Source organism: Allopseudospirillum japonicum (assembly GCF_900108915.1).
In the GTDB taxonomy this organism is placed as follows: Bacteria; Pseudomonadota; Gammaproteobacteria; order Pseudomonadales; family Halomonadaceae; genus Pseudospirillum; species Pseudospirillum japonicum.
Genome location: NZ_FNYH01000012.1, coordinates 1 through 14,690 on the forward strand (window position 1 = coordinate 1; position 14,690 = coordinate 14,690).

A 14,690-nucleotide genomic window follows, 5' to 3' on the forward strand; every position below is an offset into this window, starting at 1 on the left:
TGTGGCGCAGACCATGACCGTGACATTAATGCCGCGACCAACATTAAAGCCGCCGGGCTGGCGGTGTTAGCCCTTGGAGAGAATGTAAGTGGCATAGGTCAAGCACCTGTGTCCTGTTCTCGATGAATTGGGAATCCCCTTCCTTTAGGGGGGGGAAGCAGTCAACAAGATCAGCCTCTGTTAGCGTGTGCTCTGGATTAACTGAAACAAAATAAAGGTTTTAATGCGGGAATTGAAGCGTAAATAGAGATTTTCTTATCTGTTAGGGGTAAGATCGCTGGTGTAAGTGGCAGCTAAAATAAAAACCCCCGTAGCAAGACGGGGGCGGGGCGAGATCTAAGCAGCTTGGGTTAATGCAGCCTGCGGGCGCGTATCCAAATATAAGTGATAAGTTTCTGGCCCTAGCACATCCACTGCGGTGCTCACATATTGATAAGTATCTTGTACAGGTTCCCCTGTTTTAATCACTTTAAAGTGTACTTCGACTTGGGGAATATCCGCACGCAGTGGCTCTTCAACCCAAACAAATAAAGCTTTTTCTGCCAACACATGTTCAAAACGTACTAACTGGTAACCTGCTTTTAAAGCAACTTTCACTAGACCTGTATCTTCCCCTAGGCTGTATTTGTGAATTGTTTTCATGGCATTGCTCCTGTGTGGGCTTAATAGGTATTGTTGATTGGCTCACCGTTAGACACAAGATAGATGCTTTTTCCTTCCAAAAAAACAGATTTTATCAGTTTAATACCTCGAATTATTCGATCCTTTGCACATCGACCGCCACTTGTAATTCTGGGACACCTAAGCCTAAGTACACACCTTTGAGTGGCGTCACCTCGCTAAAATCGCGTCCACGGGCGACCCAAATATGCTGGCCTTGTGGCTGAATATTGTTGGTGGGATCAAAATCCAACCAGCCATAATGAGGAACCCACAGGCTAAACCAAGCATGGGAGGCATCCGCGCCTACTAGTTTTTCTTGTCCTTGCGGTGGCAAGGTTTCTAAATAGCCACTTACATAAGCGGCAGCCAGTCCGAGGCTACGTAAAGCAGCAATGGCGACATGGGCAAAATCTTGACAAACCCCTTGGCGGTTACGCATAACCTCATCAAGAGGCGTATCGACTTGGGTCGCATGAGGTTGATAACAGAAATCTTGATAAATCAGCTGCATTAAATGTTGGCAACCTGCAATCAGCCCAGTGTGTGTGCTTGGGAAGGCCGCTTGGGCGAGGGTATGGCAAAGGTCTGGATGGGGAATATGGGGAGAGCTAAAACAAAATTGGCGTACATGGGGGGCTTGGGTTGCTAGTTGCTGGCGGGCTTTTACCCAAGGCATATCTTGGATAGGTGCGGCAACTGGGGTTAAACGCACTTCGCTTTCTGCGGTGACAGCTAAATAAGGATGGGGACGCTCAACCGCAAAATAAAGCACCTCATTGCCCAAGTAATCTGTATAAATTTGGTAATCTGGAATCGGTGGATCAACTTGCAAGCGCCATGCAAGGCGCTCTTGTCCTGGTTGGTTCAGAGGCACTAGATAGCCGACATTTTGCCCATAACTGACTTCCTGAGGATAAAGATACTTGGTTGTGTGGCGTACACGGTAACGGCGAGCTTGGCTGAAATCGGTCGACATTTAAGGGGTCTCCAGCGGCCATTGGCTGTTGCGTACTTTGCGTGTGTGGATAAAACACTGTGCAGACACTTCATTAGAGGCAGTTTCTAAGGCTTGGAACACTTGCCTCATTAAGGTCACTAAAGCCGTGCGCCTTTGGTGTACATCTGTGCACAACAAGGTGGGGATGTCGGCTAATTGTAAATGAGTAAAAGCCGCAAGTACCCGTTTTTCTGCATGGCTAATTTGGTGTTCTGTCCCTAATACTAAACGTAGGTGTTTTTGCAATTTTTCTAATTGTGCCGCCATACTACGTGGGTTGACGCGATTTAATAATAAATAAGTTAATACCGGCTCGCTAGAGAGTTCACCACGATAATAACGGCGGAAATTCATCATGTTATCATTGCAGGCCAAAAGCATAGATAAGGTAGCGACTTCATGTTCTGGTCGATTAAATTCTAAGCTATATTGTACTAAATGAGATAAACAGAGAGCGCGTTCTAATTGACGTCCGGTATCTAACATCCGCCAACTATCATCTTGATTCATACTATCGGCAATTAACCCATTAAGCGCCATTAAATGCCCAAGGAGCGTTTCTATTTCTTGTGCTAAATCAATTAGGGTCTGACTGCGACTCAGTGCGGGTACAGATTCGCTCAACTCATTCATCACACGCCAGCTTTCAGTCGACCATAAATCACGACTATGGAAAGCGGATCTATGCATGGCTTCTAGCATGGGAGTTAAACCTTTATAAATATGGGTATCAATAGCTAAAGATAATAAAGGTTGGGTTAAGGCTTCGACTGGATCTGTCTGCTGGCAGTGATTGGGATCAAATAAGGGCAAATCTAAAAATTTTTGTAATAAGTGTAAAAAGGTCAGTGTTGAAGGGGCTAAGAGTTGGCTGGTTTCTACTTCGGCAAATAAATTCGCTTCATCCTCAAAGACACTTTTAATAATTTGGCGCATTAAACGTGCGACCCATTCGGCTCTTTGGCTATAGCGCCCTAGCCAAAAAAGATTCTCTGCAGTACGGCTAGAAATGACTCGCAAGGCGTCATTTTGAAAATGCTGCATCAGAGCACGGCGCGAATGATAAGGGCGCAAAGGCAGTGAGGGACTAGCCTGTACCCAAGTATCCTTATTAATCGCACCGGCTTGGGTACTAATAATGCGCTGTCCAGGTGCGCGCGCGCTAAAGGTTAATCCACCTGGCATGACTTGGTAACCTTGAGGACCGACACTGACAAAAGTTCGCAAGACACCTTCGCGGGCTTGTAAACCTTGCTCGCTCCAACAAGGTAACGTGCCTCTATCCAGCGCTTGCTGGCCGACATACAAAGCGGGATCAGCTTGAATACGCGCTTTGAGTTGGGCCTGTTCTGCTTTGGATAGCAGGGCTGGAAAAACATTTTGTCTTGGATCGCTAATATGTTTAATCACCAGTTGCTGGAAATGGGCAAGGACATAGGAAAGGGCTTGGGGATCGCCACACCACCAAGTGGCTGCATTGGGGAGTTGGAGTGGCTCGCCTAAAAGGCGCTCGCAAGCTTGCGCAAGAAATGGATATAAAGCAGGGCTTTCTAGTAAAGCACTACCCAAAGGGTTAATCAGTAAAACCTTGCGTTGGCGCACAACTTCTAATAAGCCGGCAACGCCAATATAAGAATCTGGCCGCAAATGTAGAGGATCTGCATAGGCATCACTAATACGGCGCACAATCACATCGATTTTTTTGAGTCCATGCAGGGTTTTTAACCAGACATAACCATCACGAACAATTAAATCATCCCCTTGTACTAGGGTATAACCTTGATAGCTTGCAAGGTAGGCATCCTCGAAATAGGTCTCGTTTTGTGGACCAGGTGACAAAAGCACCACATGCGGATCTGAGTGTTCCACTGCGGCCATGATCCCTTGATGCATGGCAGTAAAATAAGAGGCCAGCCTTTGCACTTGGCAATGGCGTAATAGTTGGGGATAAACGCGCGCCATTGCTAGACGGCTTTCTAGTGCATAGCCTGCACCTTGAATCGCTTGCAAGCGTTCGGAAATCACCCACCATTGGCGATCACTGCCACGCACCAGATTAAAGGCCGCGTGAAATAAAGCGTACGGGTAAAGCTGGGGCAAAGAAAGTGCAGGTCGGCAAAATCCAGGATGTCGATATACTAACTCCGCCGGAATACAAGCCTCTTGTAATAGGCGCTGCTCGCCGTACATATCTTGATATAAGGCATTAAATAAGGTGGCACGTTGTTGTAAACCGGCTTCTAAAGTCAGCCATTCCTCCCCATCTAGAATCAGCGGACAAGGGTCGAGTTGCCAAGGACGCGCGCCTTTTGATTCTTCTGCATAGGCATTATAAGTCACGCCATTTTCTTGCAGGTGCTGAGCCAGTGCTTCTTTATGCTGTTCGATTTGTGCCAAGCTGAGATGTTGTTGCATCATCAAAAAAGGACGCCAATGGGGGCGAATATCACCCTCGGCAGTAAACAGCTCATCCCAACCTTGATAGGCATAAGAGGATGCATTGAGCCAGGGGATATTCATAAATAGCAGCTTCCTTTAAAAGGTGTATCAACTAAGCGGCATGGGCGACAAAGAAACAATGACGCATGGCATCATGCAACTCGCCGAGTTTGCTTTGTAGATCGTCCATGGCTTGAGTCACTTCTTCAAGTTGCGCTTGTGCCGCCTGATGCGTGCTCTGTGTTAATTCATGGAGATGGGGGCTTAGTATATGTGCGTGAGGTAGTGCAGGCAGTAAGCTTTTGATTTCTTGTAAAGCATACATCAGGGTACGTGGTTGGCGGCTTTCTTCTAAAAGAAAATGCAAGACTCTTTCCTGATCTACCGCATGTGGACTTAGACGGCGGAAGCTTTGACTTGCCCCAAGGGCTTCAAGTGCATTGAGCCAGAAAAAGGCTTCATAAGTGGCAAAGGATAGGGCTTGCCGCTGTTTTTGGTCTGTATCTAGATTGTGTTTGAGGGTTAACGCAAGGCTGGCTTTGGCGTCAATCAAACGAGTGACCATATCGGCGCGTTCAATCATTTGCCCAAGACGAAAAAAGAAATAACTATAATCACGCTCTAAAGCATTCATCAAAATGCCGATAAATCGCTCGCATTGGTATTGGATTTGCTCGCAATAACGAATACGGCCTTGGCGAGTTTCTAACAAGAGACGCTGATCGCGCGTGTAATGGTAGCAAGCGTTCAAAGTTTCCCAGCTGGTTTGGGGCAACATATCTCGGCTGTTGCGTGCATTGGCCCGCGCTGCTGCGATGGAAGCGCAAATAGAACTTGGGTGTTGCGGATCGCCAATTAAGCTAAACATGACACCGGTTTCTGACCAAGCTGAATGCATCGGGGTGGTTGTTTGTATCTGGGTGTTTTCGAGTGGAACACAGCCAAAGACTTCGTATAAAGATCCCCAAGAAACGGGCATTTGCCGTGGCAAATCTAACAGCATGTCATAGGTTGATTTGACTAAACGGGCGCTACTTTCGGCGCGTTCAGCATAGCGCCCCATCCAATAAATATTTTCTGCAACACGAGATAACATAGGTCCACCTTAGGTTTAAATTTCGCCGGTATCTAAAATCCAAGTGTCTTTGCTGCCGCCCCCTTGTGAAGAATTGACTACTAAAGAGCCTTCACGGAGGGCAACTCGGGTGAGCCCGCCTTCGGTCACATAATGGCTGGCCGCTTGCAAGATAAAAGGACGCAAATCTACATGCCGAGGCTGTAAAGTGTTTTCACATAAAGTCGGTACGGTGGACAGTTGTAAGGTAGGTTGCGCAATATAATTACGTGGATTGTCTAAGATGGCTTTGCGGAAGGCTTGGCGTTCGTGTGCTTCTGAGTGAGGTCCAATTAACATGCCATAGCCGCCGGACTCGCAGGCCGGCTTCACGACTAAATCTTGCAAATGGTCGAGCACATAAGCGCGCTGATCTTCATCAACACACAAATAGGTGGGGACACTATGAATCAATGGGGTTTCGTTCAGGTAGTAGCGAATCATCTCCGGTACATACGCATAAACTACCTTGTCATCGGCAACACCTGCACCAGGGGCGTTAATTAAGGCCACATGGCCTTTTTTCCACACTTGCATTAATCCGGCAACGCCTAACATGGAATCTTTGCGGAACACTTGTGGATCAAGGAATTCGTCATCAACACGCCGGTAAACAGCATCCACTTTTTGTAGACCTGCTACCGTTTTCATATACAAAAAATCGTCTTGCACTAAGAGGTCTTGTCCCTCAACCAAGTAAGCCCCCATTTGTTGTGCAAGATAGCTGTGTTCAAAATAGGCGGAGTTATACACACCAGGGGTTAAGACAACCAAGGTGGGGTTGGAAGCATTCGTCGGTGCCATTTCGCACATTAATTGGCGTAGGCGGTTGGGATAATCTGAATTAGGTAAAATGTCTTGGTGTTCGAAAACCTCAGGAAAAATCCGCTTCATCACTTTGCGGTTTTCCAGCATATAGGATACCCCAGAAGGGACCCGCAAATTATCTTCTAGCACATAAAATTCACCGCTGGCATCACGCACTAAATCAGAGCCGCAAATATTCGCCCAAGCACCAAAGGCGGGCGAGATACCAAGACATTGCGGACGAAAGCCTTTTGACTGTTGAATGACATACTCGGGAATGATGCCTTCGGCAAGGATCTCTTGGCGGTTATAAATATCATCAATAAAATGGTTAAGCGCTTTTAAACGCTGAATTAAACCAATGCGGGTATGACGCCACTCTTTCAGGCTAATCAAGCGCGGAATTAAATCAAAAGGCCATTCTCGGTCAATATTTTCCCCTTCACTATAAACAGTGAAGCTAATGCCCATCTCACGGATACATAAATGCACTTCTTTTTGACGATGGATCAATTGCTCTGCCGTCATTTTGTGCAAAAAATCTGTCAGTGCTTTAAATTCCTGACGTGGTAAGCCTTGAACATCAAGTAGCTCATCATAAGCAGCACTTGCCCGTGTATCCTCTAACGCTAATCCTGTCATCTGCATCACCTTAAGGCATCAATATCAAAGGCTTTAAAGTGCATAAGCAAAGTCAATGCCAAAAATTTATTGATACAAGGAAAGATGCATACAAAAAACAGGGCTAACACTTACAAGTGTGCTAAGGGGGCGTTTTGCAAAATCCCTTGAATCCCTAAATGGATGGGGCGAGGGGTACGGCAAATGGCAAAATGCTCCACCTTGACTGTACTCACTTCCCCTAAAGGCCTCACCACATATTGGCGACAGACCTCGTGTTGAATATTGGTTGGGGCGGCAAAAATCCCTTTACCTTTACGTCCAAAGACCTTGATTAGAGCACTATCATTGATTTCGGCATAAATTTGCATTTGGATATGCTGCTGTTTTAACCAATCTTGTAATTGGTGTACATAAGCACTATTGGCACCTTGAATCAGTAAGGGTTGACCATCTAGCGAATGCGGAAAATGGGGTGCTAGTTTTGTGGCTAATTCAGGTGCTGCAAATAAGGTTAAAGGAGAGGATGAAAGCAAAAAACGATATAAATCTTGCCCTAAATCAGCCGTTTGAGCTTGATCGCTAATGACAACATCTAACATCTGGCGGCGCAGATCACGCAATAAATTAGGTAAATAACCAGTCACTGAGGTGAGATTGAGTGGACGATCTAAAGCTAAAGCCGGTGCTAACAGATGATAGGCATTAATTTTGTGTACAGAGGCAGAAATACCGACAGAAAATTTTAGTGGGACTTGGCCGCTAGGCTGTTGCAAGAGCTGATCTAGTTCCCCTGTTAGGGTAAATATTTGATCTGCATAAGCTTTTACGGCTTGTCCTAAAGGTGTCAGTACTAAACCGCGCCCTTTGCGTGCAAAGAGTGCGCCTGTATAGGCCTCAAAGCTAGATAATTGCCCGCTTAAGGTTTGCGGTGCTAAATCGAGTTGATCACTGGCTTGGGCAATCGAACCCGCTTGAGCTATCACCCAAAAATAATATAAGTGCTTAAGATTAAAATCTTTTCTCATCCTTATTTAGCCTATTAAAGGATCAGCACACCCACAAGCTGCAAAGGCTTGTGCACGTTCGTGGCACGCACTACAAGTACCACAAGGTTGTTCAGCGCCCTGATAACAGGTCCAAGTAAGGGCATAATCTAGGTGCATCGCTTGCCCAAGACGCAAAATATCTGCTTTATCATAGTGCAAAAAAGGCGCACGAATACGCACAGGTTGCAAGTTGGAAATTTGTGCCATTTGATCCATCCCTGTCACAAACTCAGGTCGACAGTCTGGATAAAGCACATGATCGCCACCATGCGCACCATAGAAACATTCATTTGCACCCAAGTTGACGGCATAAGCAATCGCTAAAGAAAGCAGAATCATATTACGATTGGGGACTAGGGTAATCTGGAGATTTTCTGGTGCATAGGTGCCTTGAGGTACAGGGTGTTGGCCGGTTAAGGCAGATTGATCTAGCAAGGGTTGAATGCTGCGTAGATCAATACATTGATGTGGCAAGTTGAGCATTTGGCATACGTGTTTCGCTGCCGCAAGCTCACGTGCGTGGCGTTGGCCATAATCGAAAGAGACAGGATAGACTTGGTATCCTTGTTGAATCACCTGATGCAACAAGGTAAAGGAATCCATACCACCAGAATAAATTACCACGGCTTTACGTGCGTTCAATGTGTGTTCCTCCGTGTCAAGCAAAGTAAAAAATGTAGCATACGCATCTCTTTGTCAAAGACCAAATGCTGGTGTATCTTTTGTAAGTTAATGCAAATCGTTGTTATTTGTATTTTTAGAGGATAAACTACCGCATTAATGATGTATTGAATAAGCACAATGGATGACTTTATGAAGATACAAGTCAGGATAAGAGCGGTCGTTAGCCTCACGTTTAGCTTAGGGCTAGGTTGGGCTGGGTTGGTGCAGGCGGAGAATGCAGCCATCCAACAAATCGAGCAGGTATTGTTAGAAAGTCATCGTCAAGGTGCGCAAGTACAACAGCAAATTACGCATTTGGATCAGGAGGCAGAGGCGGCATATCGTCAATATCAACAGCATTTGCAGCATATTCGGCAGCTAACCACTTATAACCAACAAGTTGAGCGTATGTTGATACAGCAGGAAGCAGAAATTGCGCAAACACAACAGCAATTAGCTGTGGTTGAAAAGATGCAAGCGGCAGCTTTACCTCTATTAGTGGATATGTATCAGGCGTTACACGATTTTGTGGCTCAAGATATGCCATTTTTGCACCAGCGGCGTTTACAAGCTTTGGCAGCTTTGGGACAGCAGCTTGATGATGCTCAGTTGAGTTTGGCGGATAAATATCGCCATTTGTTAGAGGCTTATCAAACAGAAATTCAATATGGGCATGAGTTTGTCGCTTGGCAAGGACAAATCTTGGATGCGCAGCAAACACCTCAGCAAGTTCGTTTTTTACGTGTTGGACGTGTGGGTTGGTTTTATCAAAATTTAACGGCCACGCAAGGTACACGTTGGCATGCTGAACAGCAAATTTGGCAACCCTTGAATCCGCAAGATCAGGCGTTATTAAGCAAGGGTCTAAGCATGGCTGATGAGAATATGTTACCAGATTTGCTTACCTTGCCTTTATTTATGCCTCAATTAGCCCAAGGGGAGAAGGTACATGAGTAACCCGCTCCCTCGCTTATGTTTACTGCTAGCCTTATGGCCTGCAAGCACTTGGGCTGATGAAGCTTTAGACGCCTTATTACAGCAAGCCCGTGCGTTAAGTAGCCAAGATGCACGTACAGACCAAACACGTTTAGCAGAGTTTCGCGCGCATCATGCCCAACAAACCGAATTACTCGCCCAAGCCCAAACCCAGTTAGCCGAGTTAAAAGCACAACAGGCGCAGTTACAAGACGCTTTTGCGGCCAATCAAACCCAGCTAACGCAATTGCAAACCCAACTGCAGCAGGAAAGTGGAGAGTTAAAAGAAATTGCCACCGTGGTGAAGGAACAAGCTCAGGCTTTGCAAGCAGATTTTGATAAGTCGCTATTAACCGCTTTCTATCCGCAGCGCTTGCAAGTTTTTGCGTTTGCTCAGGAAAATACCTTTCCCAGTGTGCAGCAATTAGAAGATTTTGCCGCCATTTTACAACATGATTTATGGGCTTCTGCACAAGTTGCCAAATTTCAACTCGCTGTAATTGATGAAACAGGCAAGTCTCATTCGGAATCTGTGTTAGGGATAGGTAGCTTTCTTGCAGTGAATGCGCAAGGAAAATATCTGCAATATCAAGCAGATCAGGGGTTAAGTTATTACTCAGTGCAGCCTAAAGCCAAAATCCAAGCTCAGGCCGCGGATTTTTTCCGTACAGGTGCAGGTCATCTCACTTTGGATCCGACGCAAGGTGAAGTATTGAGCCTGCTAGCACAGCAACCTAATTGGCAGCAAAGGTTACAACAAGGTGGATTAGTAGGTTATGTCATCCTTGCTTTGGGAGCTTTAGGCGGTCTGCTTGCCTTATGGAAATTGTTAGTAACGTTAACATTGGAAATCCAAGTAAAGCGTCAATGTAAGCACTTGCAGCAAGCTAATGCGCATAATCCTTTAGGACGTTTGTTGCTGGCGGGGCAGCAAGCACAGGATCGTGAGGCTTGCCAATTAAGTATCGAAGAAGCGCTATTAAAAGAAGCGCCTGCCATTGAGCAAGGCCTGACGTTCTTAAAGCTGGTTGCAAGTGTCGCGCCCTTGTTGGGACTTTTAGGCACTGTGACCGGTATGATTGCGACCTTCCAAAGTATCACCTTATTTGGCACAGGTGACCCTCAATTAATGGCAGGGGGGATTTCGCAAGCCTTGATCACCACAGTATTAGGTTTGTGCGTCGCCATTCCCCTATTATTTTGCCACAGCTTATTAGCGGCACGTTGTCGGCGTATGCTGCGTTTATTGCAGCAAAAAAGCATGGCACTTGTGCTACAAATGCCTGTAGGACATTAGCATGGACGGACAAGCTTGGTGGCCTTATCTGCAAGCGTTTTTACATGCAGGCGGCCCTGTCGTTGAGGCTTTATTTTTTTTGTGTTGGATTTTATGGGCGTTACTTTTGGAACGTTTGTGGTTTTGTTGGCGTATTTATCCTCAAGATCGTGCCTTGGCTACTCATTCTATGGATCAGGTAGATTTGCGCCTTGCTCTGGAGGCAGTTTGGCCATTAATCCGCAATCTTATTAGTTTATGTCCTTTGATTGGTTTATTAGGCACAGTCACGGGCATGATTCAAGTCTTTGATGTGTTAGCGATGACAGGCACGGCTAACCCTAAACTCATGGCCGCAGGAGTTGCACGCGCGACCTTACCAACGCTTGCCGGTATTTTGATTGCTGTGGTGGGGTTATTGGTATGTACACCGTTACAACGTTGGAGCCAGCGCCAAGCTTTGCAGTTGACACTGTCAAAACCTGCAGAAGGAAATAGGAAATATGTCTAGACGTTTACAATTAGATTTGCCAGAAGAAGATACGCAAATTGATATGACGCCCATGTTGGATATTGTCTTTATCATGCTGATTTTCTTTATTGTTTCAACCACTTTTATTCGTGAAGCAGGGGTCAAGGTCGAGCGCCCGGAATCAAGCACGGCAAGTGCCACTAAGCCAGAAAGCATCCCAATTGCCTTAACAGCAGCAGGGGAAATTTGGTTAGATCAGCAGCCGCTGGATATCGGCTTATTAGCCAAACGTTTAAGCTTGCTACACCGAGAGCAGCCACAAGCAAGCTTGTTAATTCAGGCGGATAAAAGAGCGCACACAGGCTTGCTAATTCAAGTGTTGGATACTGCAAAAGCTGCTGGGATACAGGAGATTGCCGTGGCAACCCAGCAGGGGGAAGGCTAGATGTCTTGGTTGTATGGTGTTCCCTTGTCGCTAGGGATCAGCTTGTTGCTGTTTAATCTTTTGGCGTATTTGGCAGGCATAGGCCAACCGCTACCTGAGATAGCAACAGAAACGCTGCAATGGACCGCAGCAACTCAAGCACCGAGCACATCAAGCCCAACACAAACTGAGAGCCAGCCACCAAGCTTGCCACAAGCCCCTATTCCACCGTCGCCCATGCTGCCACCGCAAAGGCCGCCCACACCAGCGCCCTCGCCTGTGGTCTTGAGCCCTCAAGCGCCTCCGATACCTCAGTTACAAGAGCTTGCGACGGTAAGTGAGTTGCCTATGCCAGCTTTAGATATGCAAAGCTTGCAAGAAGCTGTTAATCCTCATGCGCAAATACCAAACGCACCAACATCTACTAGCCTGCATATGGATTTAGAAGCCATGCCGCGGCAACGTCAACATCCACAGTACCCAAGACGTGCTTTGTTACGTGGGATTCAGGGACAGGTGTTAGTGGAATTTATTGTTGATGAGCAAGGTCAAGTGGTGATGGATTCAGTGGAATTTATCGAAGCTGAACCGGCCGGTATCTTTGAAACCAGTGTACGCCGCGCTTTAACTCGGTGGCACTTTCAACCACGGATAGAACAAGGTCAAGCGCGTCCTTTCCGTACACGTCAGCGCCTAGAGTTTACATTGGATTAATAAAACCTTAAGGAATAAAAGATGATACGTGTCTTATTGATTGTAATAGGTTTTAGTTTAAATTTTTCTGTGGCGAATGCGGCAAAAATATCCCCGCAAGGGATACAGCAAGTACAGGCTGCGCAAGTTTACATACAAAAAAAACAATACCAACCAGCACAAGCCGCCTTGAAAACATTAATTGCAAGTCAGTTCCCTTTAGAGCAGGCTTATGGGTGGCGTTTACAAGCACAAATGTCGATGCAGCAAGCAGCTTATGCACAAGCTGTGCAAGCGCTTAAGCAGGCACTAGCTTTACAGGTATTAACACAAGCAGAAGCTTTAAGTATGTGGCATACCTTGGCAGGTTTGCACTGGCGTTTGCAACAAACACAAGCAGGTATCCAAGCAATGCAAACTTGGATGCAAGGCGTGCCTAAAATACAAATCACGGCCCAAGATTATCTTGCGTTAGCGCAAGCCTATAGCCAAGAGAAGCTGTGGTCGCAAGTGGCAGTGAATGTGCAAAAGGCTATACAAAAACAAACACCTGAAGCAGTGCCTGAGGCTTGGTTTCAACTACAATTGGCGGCTTCCGTGCATCAAAAAGATTGGCGCGCGGCTTTGAAGGTTAGCCGGCATTTGCTGAAGACTTATCCGCATAAAGTCATGTATTGGCAGCAGGTAGCACAAGTCTATCAGCAACGTGGACATCTTGATAAAACCTTGGCGATTTACCGAGCAGCTTGGCTGCGTGGTTATTTAACTCGTGAGCAAGATTATCAGCGTTTGGCCAATTTTATGGTGCAGCAAAATGTACCGCAACGTGCGGTGGAAGTGTTGCATTTGGGTTTTAAACGTGGACATTTAGGAAAATCGACAGCAAATTTGAATTTATTAGCATGGGCACAAGCGCGTGCAGGCCAAGGCGCGCTTGCTCAGCAAATGGCATATCAAACGGAGAAAAAACCGCACCTCGGTAGTTGAAGGCTTGGTGATTAAGGGCGACAGTGACCTGGTAATATATGGGCTTTAATCCCTTGAATGCTGGTACTTTGACAACGCCACTGCAAGCTGCCGTCACTGGCACTGGGTGCAGAAGAAAGCATGATACCATTAGATTGGGCATCGATACGGAAAAAGCGAACAGGATCTAAATAAGCACGAATCTGTAAACTTTGATTACCACTTGGCTGATGTAAACTCACACTTTGAATGTATTTCGTATGGATAGCGTTCACACCTAACTCACTGAGTTGATTGGGGAAATGTCCCATGCTTTGATAAAATACGCTGGCTTCACTGCGTACTTGTCCTAAATGGATAAGGGCTTCGGTGATTTTTGCTCTGTCTGTATATTCCATATAAGTCAGTACCGCCATAGAGGCTAAAATGGCGAGAATCACAGAGACCATCATTAACTCAAGGATGCTAAACCCACGCATCGTTTTGGGAGCCAAGGAAAGCATGTCAATAAAACCTCTTTGTTAAGCAGTGTCTTAATTTTATTTGAGCACTAAAGACAAAGAGTGTCGAGTTTTTTACAAAGTATTTTGTGGTACATCAAAGGAAGTATATGCAGACAAGCTTTTTTAAAGTTATCTGCATATAAAAGAGGTGGTTTTATTTGCTGAGAATACGTTGTTTATTAATTAAAGTAGCCTCTTGGATAAACTCCATTGCTGTTTGGTTGGTCGCATCACCAATAATGAGTGTGGAGGTGCAGGGCGCAACGACTTCTTTATCAAATAGCCCTTGTGTATTGTAGGTAGATTTTTGGAAATCGTAGACGCTTTTACCATTAGGTAGCTTGTTATTAAGTGAATAATCATCTAAAGAAATCATTCTTAATTTATCTGCATTAGCATTGATGGCTTGCAAATATTTATTATCTTGGTTAGGCGCAGAAACCCAAACGAAACCGTCATATTGGCCAGAAATAACTTTAGTGAGTGCAGATAAGCCACCTTCATAATAAACACTGGCTTCGCGGTAATCATCCTCCAAACGGACTAAATATTGCCAACTTCCAACAGAACCGCTGCCTTTCTCGCCAATAGCCAATTTGGTATTTTGACCAATGTCATCTTCATCTTTTAAATGAGATTGCTTGCTAGCAACTAAATAAACGCACTCAGAAGTTAGCTCACCACCTAAGCCAATTTTTTGGCTGGCTTGTGGATGTTTATCAAGATAAAGCGCCAAAATATCCGCTTGGGTAAAGCCGATATCGGCTTGTCCAGCAAGAATACGCTCAATATTTTGCTGGCTGCCTGCAGAAAAAAGCTCCTGTGCATCTAACTGTTGTTCCTGTGCCATGGCAAGTAAATTTTTGGTGTACACAGATGAATAAGTTAACCCTTTGCTACCAGAGCTAATGCGTAGTGCCTCTGCATGTACAGGAGCGATCAAAGCGAACGCAAGTCCTAAAGAAGCGGTTTTGACCAGCTGAGACATAAAGGCATCTCCTTAAAGATGAGTTTATTTGTCATTATTG

General features: G+C 45.7%; 15 protein-coding genes. 6 read left to right on the forward strand and 9 right to left on the reverse strand.

From position 1 onward, the window contains the following. Nucleotides 1–336: 336 nt before the first annotated feature. From BMX05_RS10450 to queC, 7 genes are all read right to left on the reverse strand, one after another. Nucleotides 337–642, reverse strand: coding sequence for a DUF7352 domain-containing protein (locus BMX05_RS10450; RefSeq protein ID WP_093311454.1), 306 nt, complete (start codon nucleotides 640–642; stop codon nucleotides 337–339). A gap of 112 nt (nucleotides 643–754) precedes the next feature. Then, nucleotides 755–1,639: a transglutaminase family protein gene (locus BMX05_RS10455; RefSeq protein WP_093311457.1), complete on the reverse strand. Its 885-nt coding sequence runs from the start codon at nucleotides 1,637–1,639 to the stop codon at nucleotides 755–757. Beyond that, nucleotides 1,640–4,180, reverse strand: coding sequence for a circularly permuted type 2 ATP-grasp protein (locus BMX05_RS10460; protein WP_093311461.1), 2,541 nt, complete (start codon nucleotides 4,178–4,180; stop codon nucleotides 1,640–1,642). It lies immediately after the preceding gene. A gap of 31 nt (nucleotides 4,181–4,211) precedes the next feature. Beyond that, entirely contained in the window at nucleotides 4,212–5,195 is a 984-nt protein-coding gene (locus BMX05_RS10465; protein ID WP_093311465.1) for an alpha-E domain-containing protein, read from the reverse strand. Between the two features lie 15 nt (nucleotides 5,196–5,210). Further along, the gene (locus tag BMX05_RS10470; protein WP_093311467.1) at nucleotides 5,211–6,662 is read right to left on the reverse strand and encodes a circularly permuted type 2 ATP-grasp protein; all 1,452 of its coding nucleotides are present in this window, start codon (nucleotides 6,660–6,662) and stop codon (nucleotides 5,211–5,213) included. Nucleotides 6,663–6,772: 110 nt separating this feature from the next. Continuing rightward, the gene (locus BMX05_RS10475; RefSeq protein WP_093311470.1) at nucleotides 6,773–7,669 is read right to left on the reverse strand and encodes a LysR substrate-binding domain-containing protein; all 897 of its coding nucleotides are present in this window, start codon (nucleotides 7,667–7,669) and stop codon (nucleotides 6,773–6,775) included. 6 nt (nucleotides 7,670–7,675) lie between these two features. Then, entirely contained in the window at nucleotides 7,676–8,332 is a 657-nt protein-coding gene (gene queC, locus BMX05_RS10480) for a 7-cyano-7-deazaguanine synthase QueC (protein WP_281246222.1), read from the reverse strand. A 171-nt stretch (nucleotides 8,333–8,503) separates the two neighbouring features. On the opposite strand from queC, the gene BMX05_RS10485 reads away from it, so the two are divergent. Genes BMX05_RS10485 through BMX05_RS10510 form a run of 6 tightly spaced genes read left to right on the forward strand, consistent with a single transcriptional unit; the run spans nucleotide 8,504 to nucleotide 13,180 of the window. Beyond that, entirely contained in the window at nucleotides 8,504–9,310 is an 807-nt protein-coding gene (locus BMX05_RS10485; RefSeq protein WP_177166881.1) for a DUF3450 domain-containing protein, read from the forward strand. Then, the gene (locus tag BMX05_RS10490) at nucleotides 9,303–10,625 is read left to right on the forward strand and encodes a MotA/TolQ/ExbB proton channel family protein (protein ID WP_093311477.1); all 1,323 of its coding nucleotides are present in this window, start codon (nucleotides 9,303–9,305) and stop codon (nucleotides 10,623–10,625) included. The genes BMX05_RS10485 and BMX05_RS10490 overlap by 8 nt, the downstream gene beginning before the upstream one ends. A 1-nt stretch (nucleotide 10,626) precedes the next feature. Next, complete coding sequence (locus BMX05_RS10495; protein ID WP_093311480.1) at nucleotides 10,627–11,115, forward strand: MotA/TolQ/ExbB proton channel family protein; 489 nt, start codon at nucleotides 10,627–10,629, stop codon at nucleotides 11,113–11,115. Continuing rightward, the gene (locus BMX05_RS10500; protein WP_093311483.1) at nucleotides 11,108–11,521 is read left to right on the forward strand and encodes an ExbD/TolR family protein; all 414 of its coding nucleotides are present in this window, start codon (nucleotides 11,108–11,110) and stop codon (nucleotides 11,519–11,521) included. Before BMX05_RS10495 ends, BMX05_RS10500 begins: the two co-directional genes overlap by 8 nt. Next, nucleotides 11,522–12,214: an energy transducer TonB gene (locus tag BMX05_RS10505; RefSeq protein WP_093311487.1), complete on the forward strand. Its 693-nt coding sequence runs from the start codon at nucleotides 11,522–11,524 to the stop codon at nucleotides 12,212–12,214. A gap of 21 nt (nucleotides 12,215–12,235) precedes the next feature. Beyond that, nucleotides 12,236–13,180: a tetratricopeptide repeat protein gene (locus BMX05_RS10510; RefSeq protein ID WP_093311491.1), complete on the forward strand. Its 945-nt coding sequence runs from the start codon at nucleotides 12,236–12,238 to the stop codon at nucleotides 13,178–13,180. 11 nt (nucleotides 13,181–13,191) lie between these two features. Here the strand turns inward: BMX05_RS10510 and BMX05_RS10515 are convergent, their stop codons facing one another. Both BMX05_RS10515 and BMX05_RS10520 read right to left on the reverse strand, forming a co-directional pair. Continuing rightward, on the reverse strand, nucleotides 13,192–13,662 hold the full coding sequence (locus tag BMX05_RS10515) for a pilin (RefSeq protein ID WP_093311493.1): 471 nt from the start codon (nucleotides 13,660–13,662) through the stop codon (nucleotides 13,192–13,194). 154 nt (nucleotides 13,663–13,816) lie between these two features. Beyond that, nucleotides 13,817–14,650: a TAXI family TRAP transporter solute-binding subunit gene (locus BMX05_RS10520; RefSeq protein WP_093311497.1), complete on the reverse strand. Its 834-nt coding sequence runs from the start codon at nucleotides 14,648–14,650 to the stop codon at nucleotides 13,817–13,819. Nucleotides 14,651–14,690: the final 40 nt, after the last annotated feature.